Source organism: Polaribacter sp. 20A6 (assembly GCF_011378915.1).
In the GTDB taxonomy this organism is placed as follows: domain Bacteria; phylum Bacteroidota; class Bacteroidia; order Flavobacteriales; family Flavobacteriaceae; genus Polaribacter; species Polaribacter sejongensis.
The window spans coordinates 101,230-123,319 of record NZ_WTPZ01000002.1; the positions used below are offsets into that span (position 1 = coordinate 101,230).

The 22,090-nt window shown below is 31.9% G+C and carries 16 protein-coding genes and 1 riboswitch; of the genes, 4 read left to right on the plus strand and 12 right to left on the minus strand.

Annotated features, from left to right (window positions below):
* Position 1: 1 nt before the first annotated feature.
* From GQS57_RS04190 to nirB, 8 genes are all read right to left on the minus strand, one after another.
* A complete protein-coding gene (locus GQS57_RS04190) occupies positions 2-1,435 on the minus strand; it encodes a rubredoxin (protein ID WP_165731338.1) in 1,434 nt (477 codons plus the stop codon).
* Complete coding sequence (locus GQS57_RS04195) at positions 1,432-4,953, minus strand: nitrate reductase (RefSeq protein ID WP_165731339.1); 3,522 nt, start codon at positions 4,951-4,953, stop codon at positions 1,432-1,434. Before GQS57_RS04195 ends, GQS57_RS04190 begins: the two co-directional genes overlap by 4 nt.
* A 141-nt stretch (positions 4,954-5,094) precedes the next feature.
* Positions 5,095-6,528, minus strand: a complete 1,434-nt coding sequence (locus tag GQS57_RS04200; protein ID WP_165731340.1) for an MFS transporter — start codon at positions 6,526-6,528, stop codon at positions 5,095-5,097.
* 518 nt (positions 6,529-7,046) lie between these two features.
* Positions 7,047-7,706, minus strand: a complete 660-nt coding sequence (locus GQS57_RS04205; protein ID WP_165731341.1) for a response regulator transcription factor — start codon at positions 7,704-7,706, stop codon at positions 7,047-7,049.
* A 419-nt stretch (positions 7,707-8,125) separates the two neighbouring features.
* The gene (locus GQS57_RS04210) at positions 8,126-9,937 is read right to left on the minus strand and encodes an ATP-binding protein (protein ID WP_165731342.1); all 1,812 of its coding nucleotides are present in this window, start codon (positions 9,935-9,937) and stop codon (positions 8,126-8,128) included.
* Positions 9,938-9,954: 17 nt separating this feature from the next.
* Positions 9,955-10,539 carry a DUF4202 domain-containing protein gene (locus tag GQS57_RS04215; protein ID WP_165731343.1) on the minus strand — a complete coding sequence of 195 codons (585 nt, stop codon included), beginning with the start codon at positions 10,537-10,539 and terminating at the stop codon, positions 9,955-9,957.
* A 9-nt stretch (positions 10,540-10,548) separates the two neighbouring features.
* Positions 10,549-10,926: a nitrite reductase small subunit NirD gene (gene nirD, locus GQS57_RS04220; protein ID WP_165731344.1), complete on the minus strand. Its 378-nt coding sequence runs from the start codon at positions 10,924-10,926 to the stop codon at positions 10,549-10,551.
* Positions 10,927-11,124: 198 nt separating this feature from the next.
* Positions 11,125-13,638 (minus strand): nitrite reductase large subunit NirB, encoded by a 2,514-nt coding sequence (nirB, locus tag GQS57_RS04225; RefSeq protein WP_165731345.1) that lies wholly within the window; start codon positions 13,636-13,638, stop codon positions 11,125-11,127.
* 225 nt (positions 13,639-13,863) lie between these two features.
* Here nirB and GQS57_RS04230 point away from each other — a divergent pair, with 225 nt between their 5' ends.
* From GQS57_RS04230 to GQS57_RS04245, 4 genes are all read left to right on the plus strand, one after another.
* Complete coding sequence (locus GQS57_RS04230; protein ID WP_165731346.1) at positions 13,864-14,445, plus strand: HupE/UreJ family protein; 582 nt, start codon at positions 13,864-13,866, stop codon at positions 14,443-14,445.
* A 212-nt stretch (positions 14,446-14,657) separates the two neighbouring features.
* Positions 14,658-15,086 carry a dCMP deaminase family protein gene (locus GQS57_RS04235; RefSeq protein ID WP_165731347.1) on the plus strand — a complete coding sequence of 143 codons (429 nt, stop codon included), beginning with the start codon at positions 14,658-14,660 and terminating at the stop codon, positions 15,084-15,086.
* Positions 15,076-16,647, plus strand: coding sequence for a S41 family peptidase (locus GQS57_RS04240; protein WP_165731348.1), 1,572 nt, complete (start codon positions 15,076-15,078; stop codon positions 16,645-16,647). The genes GQS57_RS04235 and GQS57_RS04240 overlap by 11 nt, the downstream gene beginning before the upstream one ends.
* A gap of 434 nt (positions 16,648-17,081) precedes the next feature.
* Positions 17,082-17,292: riboswitch (cobalamin riboswitch) on the plus strand.
* 117 nt (positions 17,293-17,409) lie between these two features.
* Entirely contained in the window at positions 17,410-18,477 is a 1,068-nt protein-coding gene (locus GQS57_RS04245) for a hypothetical protein (RefSeq protein ID WP_165731349.1), read from the plus strand.
* Positions 18,478-18,521: 44 nt separating this feature from the next.
* On the opposite strand, the gene GQS57_RS04250 is transcribed toward GQS57_RS04245, so the two are convergent.
* The 4 genes from GQS57_RS04250 to gdhA form a co-directional block, all read right to left on the minus strand.
* A complete protein-coding gene (locus GQS57_RS04250) occupies positions 18,522-19,364 on the minus strand; it encodes a S9 family peptidase (protein WP_165731350.1) in 843 nt (280 codons plus the stop codon).
* A 7-nt stretch (positions 19,365-19,371) separates the two neighbouring features.
* Positions 19,372-19,917 (minus strand): glutamate dehydrogenase, encoded by a 546-nt coding sequence (locus GQS57_RS04255; RefSeq protein ID WP_240915429.1) that lies wholly within the window; start codon positions 19,915-19,917, stop codon positions 19,372-19,374.
* Positions 19,918-19,998: 81 nt separating this feature from the next.
* A complete protein-coding gene (locus GQS57_RS04260; protein WP_165731351.1) occupies positions 19,999-20,622 on the minus strand; it encodes a LysE family transporter in 624 nt (207 codons plus the stop codon).
* Between the two features lie 85 nt (positions 20,623-20,707).
* Positions 20,708-22,051: an NADP-specific glutamate dehydrogenase gene (gdhA, locus tag GQS57_RS04265; RefSeq protein WP_165731974.1), complete on the minus strand. Its 1,344-nt coding sequence runs from the start codon at positions 22,049-22,051 to the stop codon at positions 20,708-20,710.
* Positions 22,052-22,090: the final 39 nt, after the last annotated feature.

A 22,090-nucleotide genomic window follows, 5' to 3' on the forward strand; every position in this document is an offset into this window, starting at 1 on the left:
TTTATTTAACTAAAACTACCTTTTGAAAACTGCTTTTTGAAGCTTCGCAAAGTGAGCATTCATAACTTTCTGGCAGATCATTAAAAAAGGTTTTTGGTGCAATATCTTGTGTAATATCTCCAAAAGCTTCATCATAAATTGTTAAACAATCTGTACATTGATAAACCTCTAACTCTGTAGTTTCTTTTTTAGTTTCGGCTTCTTTCTCTACTTCTTTTTCACTTCCTAATTGATCAAAATACAGCTGACTTAATTCCATTAACAAACCAGGTAATTCTACTTTATCCACGTCTTGAACGTGCATAATATATTGCCTAGTATTTGGATCAAAATTCTTAGCATACAAAAGATTATACGTATCTCTTGTTTGAAAATTTCCAATCATTTCTGGTTGTTTATTTTTTTCGACAACAATAGATGTAAAATAATAAGCTGCTTTACTATAATCTGTAATTCCGAAGGTTAAACCATACGTACTAATATCATTCTGATCGAAGTTAGAAACCAAGTATTTCTTTAAATTTAAAGCATCTTTATTGGCAACCGGAATATGCCAATTTAACTCTAACATAGAATGGCGAACATTGATTCCTCGCTTGCCTAAAAACTTCTCCCAAACCAGTTTAGATTCTTTCGGAATCCCTTTCACTACAAAAGATTTCCAAGGTGTAATAGAAATTTTTCCTATCTTATTTTCAGAGCACAATTCGCACATTTCTTTTAAGAAAGAAATATCATATTTATTGTTTCTCCAATACAAACCCAACCAATATTTATCCATACCAATTTTGTTCATTCCTTCAAAATAAGGAAAAGGATAAAAAGGCACTTCTAAAGGTTTATCAACTGTTCTATTATTGGTATCAATGGCATCACTTACCAAGTCAAAAATCATTTCTATGGTTTCGGGCTCTTCTTGTAAGATGTTTTCTATGGCTGTTTCAACCTTATCTAAATCCCAACTATAAATTAAAGCAGGATACATTTGTGTGTTTTTCCATTCTGGAAGTCGTACATACAAATACCAATAATCTTCATGTTCTGAAGCTATAAAATTGATGTTCCCTGTAAACAAAGGAACTAAACGTTGTTTTGGATCTGTTAAATTTATTTTTAATTTTGATTTTGATCGAAACTGTTCTAATAAATACAAATATCGATCTCCTGTTAACCAAGAAGTACTCGGAAAAATATCTGCACAAACATAAGACGAAACAATGTTTTCTGTACCCGTATCATCTGCTTCTACCAGCTGCAGTTTATCAAATTGAGATAACTCTTCTTGATTTATTTTTTTTGGTAATAAAATATCTTGTCGAGACCCAAAAGAAATCGTTTTTTGACCTAAACTTTCTACGGATTCGCATATATATTTTAGTTCTCCTGGAGATAAAACGCCACCTCTAACTATCAATCTATTTAATTGCTTGCTCATACCGTTACTTTTGCGTTATTCAAAATATCTCTTACTTCCGTTTTACAACTTCCACACCCTAAACCGGCTCCTGTTTTATTACATAATTCTGTAAAATCAGAACATCCACCAGCAATTGCTTCTTCTATATTACCCGATCCAACTTGGCTACAAGAACAAACCAACTCGCCCAACATTGGCGTATCGTTAGAAGCTCCTCGCAATAAAGTATCTCGTTTGTCAGACATTTCAATCTTACTTTCTATTAAGGTTTTAAACTCTGCGAATTCATTTTTATCACCTACTAAAACAGCCCCAATTAATAAATCGTCTTTAACAATACATTTCTTATAATATCCTTTAGAAATGTCTGTAAAAATAATTTCCTCGTAACTCGGATCGTTTTCTGGCACTTTAATTTCACCAATACTACACAAGTTTAAATCGCTGAATTTTAAAATATTCATTAATACAGAACCTTTGTAAGCTTCACTAATATCTCCTGCAATAAAGTTGGCTAAAATTCCTGCTTGCTCTTCTGCTGCAGAGGTAATTCCGAATAATTTATTATTGAATTCTGCTATTTCTCCGATGGCAAAAATATCTGGATGAGAAGATTGTAAATGCTGATTGACCTTTACACCTCTTCCGCAAAGTATTCCGTTATTTTTAGCAATTTCTATATTTGGTCTTGTACCAATGGCATACACAATTGCGTTTGCCGTAATGTATTTTCCAGATTTTAGGTTGATGGTTAATTCGCCCGTGTCTTCATCATCAAAAACAGTACTTACTTCATTATCAAAATAAATTTGAATACCTCTTTCTTGTACATTTAGAGATAATAATTTACTAGAAATTTTATCTAACTGACGTTCCATTAATCGAGATGCACGCTGAATAATAGTAATTTTAACATTCTTATGCTTCATAGCTGCGGCCAACTCTAAACCTAACAAACCTCCACCAACAATTACAACATGTTGTTCTTCTGGCGGCAAACCTGTATTGTCTAAATAATTCTTAAAGCTATCTGCATCACTTTTATTACGCATGGTAAAACGACCTGGTAATTCTATTTGTACATCCTTCGGGATAAAAGGTCTACTTCCGGTTGCTAAAATTAGTTTATCAAAAGAATGTGTTTCTCCGTTAGAATCTGTAACAATTTTTGCTTCTTTATCAATTTTATTGATAATTGTTTCTGGGTGAATTTTTATATTTAAGTTCTTTAATTCAGCGTTTTTTATTTTCAATAATTGCTCCCAAGAAAGTTCTTCTGTAATATATTCTGGTAATAAAACACGGTTGTAAAACAGGTTCTTTTCCATAGAAAAAACATGAATTTCATCAACGTCGTTATAATCTCTATAATTTTGTAAAAAACGAAAAGCTGCGGCTCCTGCACCAGCAATAATAATTTTGTCTTTCGGTTTTTTATATTTTGATACAGAAACAGAGGTAAACTTAAAATCGGGTTCTTTAGAAACCGGGTCTACATGTGTATTGGTTAAATTATTAGCTCTATTTAAATTGCTTTTTAAAACTTTACCCCAATGCATTGGCAAGAAAACAACGCCTTCTTTAATGTCTTCTGTAATTTTTGCACGGACTCTTACAACTCCGTTTGCACTTTTTATTTCGGTAATATCTCCTTCTTTAATTTTGTTTAAAAAAGCGTCTACCGGATTAATTTCTAAAACAGGTTTTGGATAATGTGTTTTTAATCTTGCTACCTTCCCCGTCTTCGTCATCGTGTGCCATTGATCTCTAATACGACCTGTGGTTAAAATTAAAGGGAATTCATCGTTTGTTTTTACAGAAGTATTTTCTATGGTAGATGGTGTATTAAAAATTGCTTTCTGAGATGGTGTATAAAACTTTTTATCTTCAAAAAGACGCGGTGTTCCTTTACTTCTATATTCATTTACAGGCCACTGAAAAGTCCCTTCGTTTTTTAATCGATCATAATTTAAGAAAGAAACATCAATATTAGTTCCCTTGGTCATAGACGCATATTCGTCGTAAATTTCTTCTGCTCCATTAAAATCGAAACCTCTAAAGCCCATTCTTTGTGCAAAATCACAGAAAATTTCTACATCTGGTCTTGCTTCTCCTGGAGCTTCTATTTCTTTTGGTAAATAAGAAATTCTACGTTCCGAATTGGTCATGGTCCCCTCTTTCTCTAACCAAGCAGCAGCTGGTAAAACCAAATCTGCAAAAGCTAAAGTATCTGCTTTGTGAGAAATTTCTTGCACCACCACAAATTTAGATTTTGCCATGGCTTTTTCTATCTGATGAGAATTTGGCATACTCACCAACGGATTTGTACTCGCAATCCAAACAGCTTTTACTTTTCCGCTTTCTAAAGCATCAAACAATTCTGTTGCTGTTAAGCCTGGTTTTGCAGATATTTTATCTACGCCCCAAAACTGTGCAACTTCTCTTCTGTGTTCTTCGTTTCCTAAATCTTTATGAACTGCTAACAAGTTTGCCATTCCGCCAACTTCTCGTCCGCCCATTGCATTTGGTTGCCCTGTTAATGAAAAAGGACCCGAACCTGGTTTACCAACTTGTCCGGTAATTAAAGATAAATTTATAAGTGATGTGTTTTTGTCTGTACCAATTACACTTTGGTTTAAACCCATTGCCCACATACTGATAAATCCTTTTGCAAGACCAATCATTTCTGCAGCTTTCTGAATTTCTTTTGCCGGAACTCCACAAATTTTAGATGCTTGTTTTAAAGATGTTCCAAAGATTACTTCTTTATAACCATCAAAACCTTGCGTATGTTTTTTGATAAAATCTTCGTCAATTAAACCACTTTTATACAAACACCTACCAATGGCATTGTGCAAAACAACATCGGTTCCTGGTGTTAATTGCAAATGTAAATCTGCAAATTTTGCTGAATCTGTTTTACGTGGATCAATTACTATAACTTTTACCTTCGGATTTTCTTCTTTGTGTTTTTCTATTCGTCTAAATAAAATTGGATGACACCAAGCAGGATTTGCACCTGTTATTAAAAAACAATCTGCTAATTCTATATCATCGTACGAAATTGGCACACTATCTTCTCCGAATGTTTTCTTATAACCAACTACAGCAGAACTCATACATAAACGCGAGTTGGTATCTATATTATTAGTTCCTAAAAATCCTTTTGTTAGCTTATTTGCTATGTAATATTCTTCTGTTAAACTTTGTCCTGATACATAAAATGCTACTGAATCTGGACCGTGTTTTTTTATAATGGATTTAAAAACGTTGGCAGCTCTATCTAAAGCCGTATCCCAAGATACACGCTCACGCGGATGCGAACGAGACCATCGCATTTCTGGATATAAAATTCTGTCTGAAGTATCATTGGCAACGTAATGAAGATTCATCCCCTTAGAACATAACATTCCTTTATTAACAGGATGGTCTTTATCACCTTCAACAAAAATCTTGTTGTTAATGTCTTTTTTTACGATAATTCCACAACCTACTCCACAGTAAGAACACGTTGTTTTAATTTCATTTTTAATCATTTAGACCAATATTTTATACTAAATACGACATTAAAATTTTACGAACCAAAATTCTATTTTATTATTCTCAATACACTTTTAAAAGTACAGCGAGTTTTTAAATGAACAATAAAAACATTTTAGTTAATTTGTTTTTATTGTTTAAGCTTTTACCTTTATAGGTATTAATTCTGGCTGAAGACCATCTACATCTTGTTTAAAGCTTTCTACTCCTTCTTCTTCTTTAGAAAACTTAATTGTTAAGGCTATAACACCTGTAATTACAACTACAAAACCAATTAGTAAATATCCGCTAGACACCGCACTTGAAGATGCCGCAGACTGTGCTGCTTTAGCAACCTCTGCACTTAAACCTTCACTAGATAAAATTGCTGATTTTTCTGCCAATGCAGACTTCGATTTTAATAACATTGCTGCTAAAAAAGCTCCTACGTTTCCTCCTGCTCCCACAATTCCGGATACAGAACCAATTGCTTTTTTATTGATAAATGGTACTACAGAAAACGTTGCTCCTTCTGCCATTTGAACACTTAAACTAAATAAAATCAATAAAACAACTCCTAAAACTAAACTGGTTGCTCCAGAGAAAAATATCAACATTACTCCTTGTAATGTTAAAATGAAAGATAAGAATAAAACACGACCTCTTAAGCCTTTTAACTTTCCAAATTTATCACCAAAGAAACCACCTAAAGTTCTTGCAAAAATATTCATCAATGCAAATGACAATACAATGTTACCAGCTGTAACTCTTTGTAATTGAAAAGTATTTTGCAAATAATCATCCATGGTACCATATACCGTTAATTCAATTCCGAAACTTGCTGCATAGACAACAAAAAGAATCCAAACCCTATAATCTTTTAATACTTCTAAAAAACCAACTTGGTCTTTTTTAGTAACCACCATTTCTCCAGCTTCTTTTAACTCGCTAAAATTTCCTTTTGGCGTATCTGTTGTAAAGAAGTAATATACAATTCCCATTGCAAAACAAACAATACCAGCAATTACCATAGAATATCTCCAAGCCTCACCATCTGCAACACCAAAAGCAACAACTGCTGCTGCTATTAATGGCATCCCTAATCTATTGGCTCCACCACCTAAATTTCCCCAACCTGCAGAAGTTGCATTTGCAGTACCTACAATATTAGGCGCAAACATTAAAGAAGTGTGTACTTGTGTAATTACAAAGGATGCACCAATAAAACCAATAAATAGTCTACAAACTAAAAATTGAGTGGGTGTTTGTACCAACCCACATAAAATTACAGGAATTGCACCTAACATTAACAACCAAGTATAACATATTCTTGGTCCGTATTTGTCACATAATTTACCAATTAGTAAACGGGCAAAAACAGTACCTGAAACGGCTAAAATAATTGAGTTCCATTTTTGGTCTGGTGTTAATCCTAAATCTTTTACAACATCTGGCATAAAAGGGACAATACCAAACCATGCAAAAAAGCATAAAAAGAATGATATTGAGGTAATCCAGAATGTACGAGTTGCTACATTTTTAAAATCGAATAGACTTAATTTTGTTGACTTTTCTTGAGCTAAATTTATCATAATACATATTTTTAGTTACACAAAACTAAGTATAAATACTTAATTAACTATCTAAAAAATACGTATTATTTAAAATTTACTAGATTAATAATTACGTAGTATCGAATTTATGAATTTGATAAAATTGGGGTTTAAAAATAATTGGTATGAAAAAGGTGTATTATATAAAATTGTTCTATTCAATTAAAAATCACGAGACAAAGTGTAACAAATAGTTCTATTACACTACTAATCAATTGTAAATAAACGGAACAAAGATGAAAAAGAATAAAGGAATAAACCTATTTGTACTTGGAATAGCACTTTCAACAATCGGAATGACATTTTTAGCTGATTATAGAAATTTACAATATAGCGCTATGATTCTTGGCTTGTTCATTATGATATACAGTGTATTTGTAATTGATAAGCTAAGGAAAAGTCAAACGAAAAAGTAAGTATTAGTTGTTACACAGAGATGCGCTGAGAAACTCAGAGATTCACAGAGGCATTCTTCTTTGCGATCTTGGCAGCTAATTTTATATTAACTGGTATTCTTTTGCTTTATTAGTTAATTCTTGTAGGTTCTTAGCTTCTAGTTTCTTCATTAAGTTAAAACGATGCACTTCTGCAGTACGTTTACTAATCGAAAGCTCATCAGCAATATCTTTATTGTTCTTTAACTCTAAAACCAAAGTAAGTATTTGTCTTTCTCTCTTTGTCAATTTAAAAGGAAGCTCTTTTATAACTGTTTTCGCCTCTTCTTTTCTAGCAGTATTTCCGTTTACAAAATTGTTCATGATAATGGTAGAAACATCACCCGTAAAATACTTATCTCCTGCTGCAACATTATTTACAGCTTTTAAAAACTCCTCTTTACTCGCTCCTTTTAATAAATAACCGTCTGCACCTGCTTGTATAGATTTTACTACGTATTCTTCAGAATCATGCATAGAAAGTACAAGGGTTTTTACATCAATCTTATTTTTAGTGATTTCTGCAACTACTTCAATTCCGTTCATTTCTGGCATACGGATATCCACAATAAGGACGTGCGGTTTGTTTTTAGCAATAACTTCTAGCGCTTCTTTTCCGTTAGAAGCTTCATCAATTACAGTAATTCCTGTTTGATCTTCTAAAAGTGCTTTTATTCCATCTCTTACCAAAACATGGTCGTCTGCTAAAACTACATTTATCATAATTGTAACTATTTTATACGTACAAAAATAAGGTTTTTAAGTAAAACTACGTATTTATATAATGTGGAGTTTTGTATTATCACTGCTATGAGACTTCTCAATACTTCGAAGTGACAAGCTGAGTGGTTCTTTTTAGGTATAATTTGTCATTTCGACCTTTTGGGAGAAATCACATAAGGCTGATCGGGTTTGTGTCATCAATGTTATGGTACTTCGAAGTGACAAGTTGAGTGGTTATTTTTACGTACAGTTTGTCATTTCGACGATAGGAGAAATCACATAAGGTTGCTATGTTTTGTGTTATCACTATTGTGGGGTTTCTCTCGCTAAAGCGAAAAGACGCAAAGTGGTGTGAGTATTGTGTTTCTTCCTGGAGCCTGCATTGAGCGCAGACGAAATGGGAAGATTAAGATGGACTATTAAATAGGAATATTCAATGTAACTCTCGTCCCTTTTCCTAATTCAGAATTTAAGAATAAACGACCATCAATATATTTAATACGTTCTTTCATAAAAGTCATGCCCATTCCTCCATCTCCGTTTTTAACTTTTTTTACTTTAGAAGGTTCAAAACCCTGGCCATCATCATCAATATTTATACTTAAAATATTTTTACTATGAGAAAGTGACACTAAAATATGTGAAGAATCTGCATATTTAATAGCGTTATTAATTGCTTCTTGTACAATTCTATAAATATTAATTTCTACTAAAGAATCTAGACGTTCATTAAAATCTGTTTTATTAAAAAATATGATTTCTTTCCCTGTTAATCTTCCTAATTCGTGTGTTAACTTGGTAATTGCAGGCACAATTCCGTGATCTGATAATTCTGGAGGAGTTAAATTAAACGTAGCAGTTCTAACTCCTTTTATAATATTTGTTGTTAATTCTTTTAAGTGTTCAATCTTTAAAGTTGTTTTCTCAATATCATTCATATTGATGCTTTCTAGATTGTACTTTAATCCAGTTAGCATTTGCCCAATTCCGTCATGCACATCTTTAGCAATTCTGTTTTGCTCCTTTTCTTGATTCTCAATAATCTTACTAGAGATTATCTTTTGCTGACTCATTTTCTCTTCAAAACTTTCTTCTGTAAGTCTTTCTACTTCTATTTGAGCCGCTTTTCTATCTGTAATTTCAGAGGCAATAATTAACAATTCGGACCTATCTTCTGTTGGTCTATAAGGCACCAAAGACATTTCTAACCAAATATCGATATCGCCCTTTATGGTTGCTTTTACTTCTCCTTGCCAACCTGTTTTTTTATATTTATTAATTAAGCCTTCAATTACTAATTGTTCGTTTTCATTTTTAGATAAAACATTCCAAAATAACACTTCATTCTTTAAGTTTGATAATCTAAACAAGCGTGAAAATTTATTTCCAATATGAATTAAGTTTCCGCTTGGCGAAACCCTTGCAAACAATAACGTTTCATCTATTGCATGGCTAAACGCACGTAATTCTTTTATCGATTTCTCTTTCGAAAGACTAAGTTCGTCAGCATCAAAAGCCATTTTTTTAGCTCTTTTTTCTGCGGATAATAACTCTGAAAGTGTTGCTTTTACCGATTTTGCTGTTGGCCAAAAAATAAATAAAAATTCACCTAAAAGAATTATTAACGTGAAAGACATTAAAAGAAATTCTAATTTTTTTAACCAAGCTATTTTTTTATCAGCTTCTACATTGTATTGATTTACAATTTCATCCATCATCAATAAAAAAGAACCTTCATTATGAGTTACTTTTTTAATTTCTGATGTTAGCGCATCAATAGGAATAGTAGGGTTTTGTGATATTTTTTTTACGATTGATTTTGCTGCTTTTTCAATAGTATTAAAAACAGGATTAATCGCTTTAAATTCACTTTTAATTTTATCGCTATTATGTTCAGGAAGCCCTAAACTGTCATTACCCTTTTGAAGCGCATGATGAGATAACTGCCACAGATAAAGGGTTTCTGAAATTTTATTCTTAAGTAGAAGTCTATTTTTTTTATCAGAATAATCAGAAAGAGAAACTATTTCTTTGGTTAATTTCTGACTCAACATTCTTTGTCTACCAGCCACATTAATTACGGTAGAATCACTTTTTTGAGTTTCTAAATGATTACGAACTAAAACCTGACTAATTACTACAGAAAGTGCAATGGTACTTAATGCAATAATGTATAAACGGCTTAATTTATCAAACGTTCTTTGGTCTAATGAATTGCCGTTTTTAGTCATGTTAAATTACATTTTATTTATGAAATAGCTTGTTTTACCAAGTCTAGACTTTTTTCTGAAAATGGAATTTTTAACGCTGCTGCATGTCCATTATCAGACATTTTTACCCACGTTTTCTTTAAAATATCGATAATTTTTTCATCGGTATGTTTTGCTGCAAATTCATCAAAATAATAATCTAGAAAAACCAAACAAATAACATCTTCTAAAGTTTGAGCTTCTTCGTTTTTCTTGATTAATTTTTTTAAGATAATCTTTTCTACTCGGTCTACAAATTCATCATCAAAACCAACTTTTTCTAAGATTTCTCCTGTAAGTTTTGCATGCATTTTTTTTAATTCTTCACGCCATTTTAAATATCCAGTCCTATCCATTGGATATTCTTTTCTACCAATTTTCCAACGACAAATGTGTTGTGCTCTTGCAGAAATTTGAAGTGCCTTTGATGCATTAGGATCAAACTGAAGCAACTTTCTTGTCATTCTTTGCGAGTATAATAACTCTTTAGGATACTCTAATCCAGAAACTTGATAGTTGTTTGGGTCTTCTGCATTTTTTTTATCAATAATAGCAATAGCAGTTTCAAATCTTGTTGGCTTCATCTTTTTTGTTTATTCTGAGAAGCCAATATACACATTTTCTGCTTCAATCTTAATTGGATATACAGCAATAGGTTCTAAATCTGCATTTAAATTTTCGCCCGTTTCTAATGAAAATGTTTTCTTGTGTAACGGACACGCAATTTTAGGAATCCCTTTATGATCGCCCAACATACCTCTAGACAACACGTTTTCTTGTTTTTCTGGTGATAAATTCTGACAAGCATACCATTTACCTAATCTAGAAAAATTAAAAACAGCAATTTGTAAATCTTTATATTTTACACATGCACCACCATCTTTTGGAAATGCATTTACAGGAGCTGCTTTAAACCAAACCTTTACATCTGCTTCTTTTACTGTTTTGTATTTTAAAAGTAATGTGTCCATAATTGTATTTGTTATTTCTGTTCAACTAAATAGTATTATTGAAAATAATTGAGATTTAAAATGTTATTTTAAAACGTTCTGTCACTTCAATTCTAAGAGAAGTCGCATTACGGTGAACACATAATGTTGAGCAACTTTATGTGATTTCTCCTAACGTCGAAATGACAAAACTGTACGTTATCATTTATAGCTGAAAAATTAATTTTTCCAAAGTTCTGGCATTTTCTGATCACGTAACGGAACAAATACTAAGTTATCATCTCTATCATCTGAATTTACAAAATGCTGAAAACGTTTTTGAGTTTCTTCATTTTCGATGGCTTGTTTCCACTCACATTCGTACGCATTTACCAAGAATTGCATTTCTTTTTCTAAATCTTCAACAATATTTAAACTGTCATCGATAACTACTTTTTTCAATTGCTCAATTCCGCCTTCTAATTTATCTAACCAAGCGGCAGTTCGCATTAACGGAGCAGCAGTTTGTATGTAGTAAATTAAGTATCTGTCTAAATATTTAATAACCGTTTCGTTGTCTATTTTCTCTGCTAATAACTGAGCATGTCTTGGTGTTGCTCCACCGTTTCCACCAACATAAAGATTCCAACCACCTTCTACAGCAATAATTCCAAAATCTTTACCTCTCGCTTCTGCACATTCACGGATACAACCAGAAACTCCACCTTTAATTTTATGCGGAGAACGCAATCCTTTATACCTGTTTTCTAGTTCAATGGCAAACGTGATGCTTTCATCTAAACCATAACGACACCATGTAGAACCGACACAACTTTTTACAGTTCTTAACGATTTTCCGTACGCATGTCCGCTTTCAAAACCAGCAGCAATTAACTCTTTCCAAATAGCAGGTAAATCGTTTAATTCTGCACCAAAGAAATCGATACGAGCTCCACCGGTAATTTTTGTGTATAAATTGTATTTCGATCCAATTTGGCCTAGAACAATTAAATCTTCTGGAGTAACTTCTCCACCAGCAATTCTTGGCACTACAGAATAGGTTCCGTTACGCTGAATGTTTGCTAAAAATTTATCGTTTGTATCTTGAGTAACATCTTCTTTATTTGGCGTGTCATTATATAAACTTGCAAAAATTGAAGAAACTAACGGCTTACAAGTTTCACAACCATGACCAGTTCCACAAGCATCTAACACCTCGTTAAAGGAAGTCAGTTTTTTAGCTTTTATAATTCCGTATAACTCTTGTCTGCTATATTCAAAATGTTCACAAATTACATTTTTAACCGTTTTACCAAGTGATTTCAACGTTTCGTTTACCAAATCTGTAACCATTGGTTTACAACCACCGCAACTTGTACTTGCTTTTGTTGATGATATAACTCCGGCTAAATCCTCACAAGAACCGTCTTTTATGGCTCCACAAATCTGACCTTTTGTTACATTCTCACAAGAACAAATTTGCGCTTCGTCTGGTAAATCTAAAGCACTACCAAAAGCACCGCCTTCTGTTGCTGGCAATATTAATTGTGCTGCATCTTCTGGAATTGGCATTCCGTTTAAATATACTTGGTGCAACATATTATAGTCCGATGCATCACCAACTAAGATTCCTCCTAATAAAGACTTTCCATCTAAACTAACATTAATTCTTTTATATAAATGCTGAGTTTTATTTTCGAAAATAACTGAATGTCCTTTTGATGCTGGCATAAAAGGCTCTCCGAAACTTGCTACATCTACACCAATTAATTTTAATTTGGTAGACATATCTATCTCTGCAGGCATTAATTCTTCTACATTTCCAATAATTTGATTTACTGCAACGCCCGCCATATCATAACCAGGCGCCACCAAACCAAAAATCATTTGGTTGTACAAAGCAACTTCTCCAATTGCAAAAATACTTGGATCGGAAGTTTGCATTTTATTGTCTACTACAATTCCGCCACGAACACCCATTTCTAAACCAGACACTTTACCTAGCTCATCTCTCGGTCTAATTCCGGCAGAAACGACTAACATTTCTACGTCTAAAACATCATCTTCGCCAAACTCCATTCCTGTAATACATGTATCACCTAGAATTTGATTGGTTGCTTTGTTTAAATGAATATTTAATCCTATAGACTCTAATTTTAATTGCAATACGTTACTACTTCTAGAATCTAATTGTCTTGGCATTAACTTAGAGGCAAACTCTACAATATGAGGTTCTAATCCCATATCCATAACGGCTTTACCTGCTTCTAAACCTAACAATCCTCCACCTAAAACGGCAGCTCTTGCATTTGGGTTTTTCTCTTTCAGTTTTGCTGCATACGCCAACATTCCTTCTAAATCCTCTATAGTTCTGTATACAAAAACCCCTTCTTTTTCTACGCCTTTAATTGGTGGAACAAAAGCAGATGAACCTGTTGCTAACACTAAATAATCATAAGAAAAGGCTCTATCGTTTGCCGTAGTAATTACTTTAGATTTTCTATTGATTTCCGAAACTCTTTCATCAACAATTAAATCGATATTGTTTTCTTTATACCATTCTGCAGGTGCCATTTCTAAGGCTTTTGCATCTTGATTTTCGAAAAACTCACTTAAATGAACTCTATCATAAGCAGGTCTTGGTTCTTCACCAAAAACAATAACTTTAAAATCTTTACTTTCTGGAGTTGCTGCAAATTTTTCGCAAAATTTATAACCAACCATTCCGTTTCCGACAACTATAACTGTTTTCATAATTACGTATTTGAATTACAAAACTAAGTATTATTACGTATTAATACTTATTTAAAGTAATAAACTTTACGTATTTATCAAATTATTATCGATTTAAAGGAATGAATACTTATAAATTTGATTTTATTTAAAATTTAGTAATTAGAATTGTTAATAGTGTATTTAGGTTTTTATGCGATAACTGTTTTTAATATCTTTACCATTCACACTTAATTATTTTTTTTAATGGACGATTTTTTACTGTATTTTAAAATGGGGTTAAACCATGTGTTAGATTTATCTGCTTACGATCATATTTTATTTTTGATTGTGCTAGCTGTTGTATTTAGCTTTAAACAATGGAAAAAAGTTTTATGGTTAGTAACCTTATTTACAATTGGTCATTCTGTTACTTTGGCTTTATCTGCCTACGGAATTCTAAAAATTAGAATAGATATTATTGAATATTTAATTCCGGTAACCATTTTTATAACTGGAGCAATAAATGTTTTTACAGCTAAAAACACTGCTTCAGGTAAACAAAACATCAACTTAATATTTGCTTTGTTTTTTGGTTTAATTCACGGTTTAGGGTTTTCTAACTATTTTAAAATGATGGTTGGTAAAGAAGAAAATAAATTGTTTCCGCTATTAGAATTTGCATTAGGTATAGAAGCTGCTCAAATTATTATTGTCTTAGGTATTTTAATTGTTGGTACATTACTTCAAAACTTTTTTAGAGTTAGCAGAAGAGATTGGATTTTAGTTTGCTCGTCTATTGTAATTGGTTTTTCTATACAAATGATGCTAGATAGAGTGTTTTGGTAAGCCTTAAATTTTAAAGTATTAAACTGCTGTTTGCAGACTAGCTGCGTTAGGGATTGCAGTGAAAATCCTTTTTATGAAGGATGAATAAAAAGATTGTAGGGGAAAGCCCGACCTATAAGGGAACGCCCAAAAAATTATTCATAACAGCTGAAAATAAATTTTGTCTAATTATTAACGTCATATTTATCTAAATCTTTTTACTTTCGTTCTGTATGACTGAAAAGAAACAATTAAAATACGATAGGGCTTATTTAAAAATGGCTCGCGAATGGGGGAAACTCTCTCATTGCAAACGTAAACAAGTAGGTGCGTTAATTGTAAAAGGCAGAATGATCATTTCTGATGGCTTTAACGGAACACCTACTGGTTTTGATAATTCTTGCGAAGATTGTAATGGAGTTACAAAGTGGGAAGTTTTACACGCAGAGGCAAACGCGATCTTAAAAGTGGCGTCTTCTACACAATCTGCAGAGGGTGCAACCTTATATATTACCTTATCTCCATGTACTCAGTGCAGCAAATTAATTCACCAAGCAGGAATAAAACGTGTTGTGTATGCAGAATCATACAAGGATACTTCTGGTATCAATTTTCTAGAAAAAGCAGGCGTAGAAATTATGCATTTACCTTATGAAGAATAGAAACAACCTCCCTATATACTTATCTTTAGCAGTTATTTTTGGTTTACTTATTGGACTTTCGCTTAACGGAAGTGGTAGCAATATGTTGTCTTTAAATAAAAATTCGTCTCAAGAACTAAAAATAAGAAAACTTATTAATTTTATTGAAAAAGACTACGTAGATACCGTAAATACAGAAAGTCTTTTAGACGGAGCTATTACGCAAATGTTGGGTAAACTAGATCCGCATTCTGTTTATATTCCTAAAGAAAAGCTGCAAGCAGTTACAGAAAACATGCAAGGTAATTTTGTAGGAATCGGCGTTCAGTTTAGAATGATTGAAGATTCAATTACCGTTATTCAACCTATAAAAGGTGGACCAAGTATAAAAGCAGGAATTAAGGCAGGAGACAGAATTTTAATGGCTAACAAAGATACTTTGTATGGTAAAAAAATGTACACCGATAAAGTGCCTGGTTATTTAAAAGGGAAACCAAATACCAAAGTTGCGCTTAAAATTTATAGAAAAAGTATTGACTCTACTTTTACCGTTTCTGTGACTCGTGGTAATGTAAATATTAAAAGTGTTGATTTAGCATATATGGTGAACGACTCTGTTGGTTATATTAAATTAGATCGTTTTGCGAGAAATACTTACAGTGAATTTAAATCTGCATTAAACACCTTAATTGATGATGGAATGACCGATTTAATTCTTGATATTAGAGGCAATGGTGGTGGTTTTATAGACATTGCAAATAGTATTATTGATGAATTTTTAGAAGATGATAAACTGATTGTTTTTACAAAAAACAATAAAAACGAAATAGATGAATCTTTTGCAACCTCTAAAGGTGATTTTGAAAAAGGTGGTTTGTATGTTTTAATTGACGAAAACTCTGCTTCTGCATCAGAAATTTTAGCGGGTGCTTTACAAGATAACGATAAAGGAACCATTATTGGAAGACGTTCTTTTGGAAAAGGTTTGGTACAAATAGAAATGGATTTAGGCGATGGTTCTGCTGTGCGTTTAACAACGGCTCGTTATTATACGCCAACCGGTAGATCTATTCAAAAACCATATGACCACAAAGGAAATAAGAATTATTATACAGATTATCAGAAGAGGGTTTCTAATGGTGAATTGTTAAATAAAGACAGCATAAAAGTGGTAGATTCTCTTAAATATAAAACTCCTAAAGGAAAGATTGTTTATGGTGGCGGAGGAATTATTCCGGATGTTTTTGTACCAATAGACACTACTTCTTATATGAATGGTTACTACTTTAATACCATTAATGATTTTGCTTTTGATTATGTTGATAACAATAGAAAAAAGCTGCAAAAATGGACAATAGATAGTTTTATTACAGATTTTGATACAGATGGGACTGTTTTTAATAGTTATTTATCTGATATTAAAGATACTTTTAAACCTTCTTTAACAACCAAAATAAGCTTAGAAAAATACCTAAAAGCTTCTATTGCAAATACACTTTTTGGCGATGTTGGCTTTTACAGAATTATGCACCAGGATGATAAAATGATTCAAAAGGTTTTGGAATTGGAGAGTGAGAAGTAGTTTGTGGTTTTAGTATTCAGCTTACAGCAGCAGTATTCAGTGTTTTACGCTGTTTGTTAATTCGAATGGAGAAAGAAATCTCATAATGTTGCTCGCTGTTTTGGGATCACTGTTATGAGATTTCTCCTTTCGTCGAAATGACAAATTGGGTGTTTTTTTCATACAGTTCGTCATTCCGAAATGAGCTTTTTTTAAGCGATTGAGGAATCTCATGAATTTGCTCATGTTTATGGTATCACTGCTATTAGACTTCTAAATACTTCTCAGTGATAAGTTCTGTGTTTTTTTGCATTCAGCTTTATCACTTCAAAATAAGAACTTTAGCGATTGAGAAATCTCGCTATCTCATAAAAGGAAATTGCAATTCCTAAGACCTAAAAATACACTAGATTATTTGTTGAAATTAGTTTTTTATAATGAAAAAAGGGGATACTTTTGCATCATAAATTTTTGGTTTTATATTCAATAAATTGAATTAAAATTAAAAGGGAATCAGGTAGTTTTTTTAAGCCTGAGCTGTTCCCGCAACTGTAAGCATTGTCTAGTTTAGATTATCGTTATTTCTTACACCACTGTCTTTACAAAAGACGGGAAGGTTTTAACAAAATGCAAGCCAGGAGACCTGCCAAAAATTATATTCGTCTTTTTTAACTTTCGGGAAAAAAGTTAAAAGAAATACGTGTCATATGCATGGTTTTTTCGCTTTTTAATAAGGGTAAGAACTTGCCTATTTTGTTATTTAAAATTTTAAAATCAATCATAATGAAAAGTTGTCTAACTAGATTAGCCTTAATTGGCTTATTATTTGCAGTATCTTGTACTAAAAAAGATGTAGTTCCTGAAGCTCCAATAACTTACAATAATGCCTTTATCTTATCTCTAGAAAGTGATAAAACAGCACTTACATTTCTAGACGAAAATCAAATTGCAACACCAAACGTTACTGTATCTGAAAATGCAGAAAGCACCTCTTTTTCTAGCTATAATAATCAACTATATATTGTAAGTCAAAACGGACCATCATATATTTCTAAAGTTAACTTAGAAACATTAAGTGTAGAAGAATCTATAACTTCTTCTAACGTATCTTCTCCATCTTATTTACAAATGTATTCTAACACGGATGGTTTGGTAATTAATACCTCTGGAAGTGGAAGAAGTAGAAATTACAATCTTTGCCATGTAAATACCACTACTGGTATTGGTGATGCTATAAGTGAGGTTTCTAATGAAATTCTTTTTAACAATGCTGCACTAATTGTAGATGCAGAAAATGTGTTAATTGCAGATGGAAAGGAATTAGTTGTAATGAATATGACTACTAAAGAATTTACTTCTGTAATAACTTTTGATGACAGTATTTCTGGACTTTTAAAAGATAAAAACGGAACTATTTGGGTAGCAAAAGAAAAGAGAGCCACAGCTGCCACCTTTACAAAACTAAATGAAGACTATTCTATAAATGAAACAGTAACTGATACAGATGGTGTTATTAATTTATACACAAATAGTATTTTAACAATGAACTCAGAAAGTGTGAATGCTTTTTGGTCTGAATCTGCATCTGGAAAAATTTACACTTTTAATACAGAAACCAAAGTAATTGAAGAGTTTGCAGCACCAATTAACGACGGAATTGCATTTAACACAGTTGTAAAACAACACCCAAATACGAAACAAGTTTACGTTATCGGTTTAAAGGATTTTATAGATCCAGATAATAGTGGTTTAGTAATTTATAACGCAGATAAAACTGTAGCAAAAACGGTAGATAACGTAGGAGCTTCTCCAATAGATATTTACTTTTCTGCTAAAGAGTTTGAAATCTAAAACAAGTACCCTAAAATAAATCTACAAGGAAATACTTTGTAGATTTATTTTTTCAAAAAATCAATACAAACTTCAATTACCTCTTCTAATTCTTTAGACATGTTTTCTTTTTTCCAAGGATGAGAAACATTAAAAATATGATCTGCATTTTTAATAATTTCGAATTGACTTTCAGCATTCCAAGAATGTATATTTTTACCTTCATCAATAGAAACAGAAGTATCTTTATCTCCGTGAATTATTAACTGTGGAATTTTTAAATTTTCTACCGCTTTCTGAATATTTAAACGCTCTTCGTTTTCTTTAAAATCTAAATAAAACTGATAGAAATGCGGCATACTTTGTTTTGTTCGTCCGTTTAAAACGTATTTAACACCTGTTTTCTTCCAGTTTTCTAAATCGCCAATTGTTGAGCTTCTAGAGCCAAAATCGCACACTGCAGCTAAGGAAATTACTTTTTTCACTCTTGTATCTTCATTTGCTTTTAGTAAGACAATTCCGCCACCTCTACTATGTCCAATTATTGAAATATCATTTATTTCAACTTCGTTTTTATATTTTTCTTCGGATGAAATCCAATCGATAACACTTTCTAAATCGTCTAGTTCTTTGGTATAATTATTATTTCCAAAAGCTTCTAAATCCGGAAAATCTATAGGGTTTTCAGCGGTACCTCCGTTATGAGAAAAGTTGAATTTTATAAAGAAAAAACCTGCTTCTGCAAACGCTTCCGCCATTAAATTCCAAGCTCCCCAATCTTTAAAACCTTTGTAACCATGACAGAAAATAACTACTTTTTTTGGTTGATGATTCTCTTTGTAAAAAACATCTGCAACAATAGGTTTACTGTGTTTTCCTTGAACGATTAAGTTTTTTAAAATTTTCATATTCTCTTTAAATAAATAGTTTTATAAATGTAAAAACAGCTACTAAACCTGTTATTATGGATAAAATTAGATTGATATCTTTTGTGAGTTTCCCTGTTTTCTGTTGAATAATTTTTGCAAATTTCCCATATAAAAATAGGATATAAAATGTTCCTAATACAGATCCTAACGTAAAAAATAGTACAGAAACAGCCTCAAAACTAAACAACTTAAAAACATCTAACGTAATAATGGTTCCACTAAAAAAAGGAATGCCAAACATGTTTAAAACAGATAGTGAAATACCAGTTAGTAGGGGATTTATTTCTTTGATATTTACCTCATCAATTTTTATTTTCCCTTTTTTAGATTCATTATAAAAATAATAAGATAAAGCGATAAAAACAACGATTCCTACTTTTTCTAAGGTTTCTAGGATAGTTGGGTTTTGTGCAATGTATTTGGTTAAAACAACCGCTATTATCACCTGAGGAACGATAATTAAAGAAACTCCGAATGCGTATTTGTTAGCTGCTAATTTCCCTTTTTCTAAGCTAATTTTTAACGCAGTCATATTTAACATACTTGGTGTTATAGAACCAACGAAAGAGAAAATAAACCCGAAAAAAAAGAGTAAAAAGATATTCAAAATAAATTATTTGTAAAGTAGGAAAACAAAGTTTCCTAACGCAACTACACCTGTTAAAGTTCCTAAAATTAAATCCATTTTAGAAGCAATAAAAGTTAGTTTATGTTCAATGTTTTTGGCAATAATAGCATACAATGAATATAACGTAAAAGAACCAATTGTAGAACCAATTGAAAAATAAAATCCATTTAGGTAAGAATATTCAAAGTATTCTAACCCTATTAAAACAGAAATAGTTGTAAAATAAAACGGAATTGCAATGGTATTTAAAAGAGACATTACAATACCATGTAAATAGGCTTTAGACTTAGGTATTTCTTCTTTTATCTTCTTTTCTTTGGATGTAAAATACAATCTAAAAAAGTTAATAGAAAGCAGCAAGAGAATACCTGTACCTATTTTTTGTAATAAGGTTATGTATTCTGAGTTTTCCATTAAAATACTCGATAAATAAGCACCTATATTGGCTTGAAAAAATAAAACAGTAGCATACCCTCCAATAAGATAAAACGCTGCTTTTTTTCCATTCCTTAGACTGAATTTAACGACTGTTAAGTTTAAAAAACTAGGTGTTATACTACCTAAGATAGCAACACCGAAACCTAAGAAAATAAAAATTAGAAAGCTCATAAATTGTTTTATATAGGCAAATAAACAAAAAAACGCGTCAAAAAATTGACGCGTTTCATTTATATTATAACTTATAAGAGTTCTATTATACTACACCTTGTGCTAGCATTGCATCTGCAACTTTTACAAAACCAGCAATATTTGCTCCTTTGATATAATCTACAGACCCATCTTCATTTTTACCATATTCAACACAAGAATCATGTATTTTTTGCATAATTTCTTTTAACCTTTCCTCTACTTTTTCTCTAGACCAGTTTAATCTTAATGAATTTTGACTCATTTCTAAACCAGAAGTTGCAACACCACCAGCATTAGATGCTTTTCCTGGAGCAAATAAGATTTTTGCTTTTTGATATTCATGAACAGCCTCTGGTGTAGAAGGCATATTTGCTCCTTCAGTAACACATATACAACCGTTTTTAATTAATGTTTTTGCTTCTTCACCATTTAACTCATTTTGAGTTGCACATGGCAATGCAATATCACATTTAACAGACCAAGGTCTTTCTCCTTTAAAATACTTTGCGTTTGGGTATTTTTCCAAATATTCACTAATTCTACCACGCTTTTCATTTTTAAGATACATCACATGGTTTAACTTTTCTGTATCAATACCATCTTCATCATAAATATATCCTCCAGAATCAGAAAGCGTTAATACTTTTGCTCCAAATTCAATAGATTTTTCAGCAGCATATTGCGCAACATTTCCAGATCCAGAAATCACTACATTCTTACCTTTAAAAGAGTCGTTTTTAAGTTTTAACATAGATGCTGCAAAATATACAGTTCCGTAACCTGTAGCTTCTGGTCTTATTAGTGAGCCACCATATTCAATCCCTTTTCCTGTTAAAATACCAGTAAATTCTGTTCTTAATTTTTTATACATTCCAAACAAATACCCTATTTCTCTTGCTCCAACTCCAATATCTCCTGCAGGCACATCTGTATTTGGTCCAATATGTTTTTGTAATTCACTCATAAAATTCTGACAAAAACTCATAATCTCACGATCAGATTTTCCTTTCGGATCAAAATCAGAACCACCTTTACCACCACCCATTGGCAATGTTGTTAAAGAGTTTTTAAACACTTGTTCAAAAGCCAAAAATTTTAAAATACTAGCATTTACAGAAGGGTGAAATCTTAAACCACCTTTATAAGGTCCAATAGCAGAATTCATTTGAACTCTATACCCTCTATTAACTCTTATTTCTCCATCATCATCTGTCCATGTTACTCTAAAAGAAATTAATCTTTCTGGCTCTACCATTCTTAATAAAAGGTTTTTACCGTAGTACTTTTTATTATCAATAATAAAAGGAATTAAAGTTTCAGAGACTTCTCTAACTGCTTGTAAAAATTCAGGTTCATGGCTGTTTCTTTTTTCAACCAACTGCATGAAATCTTCTATTTTGGACTCTATCTTTGTAAGCATTTTTCTTGAATTTTATAAAAATTTAAC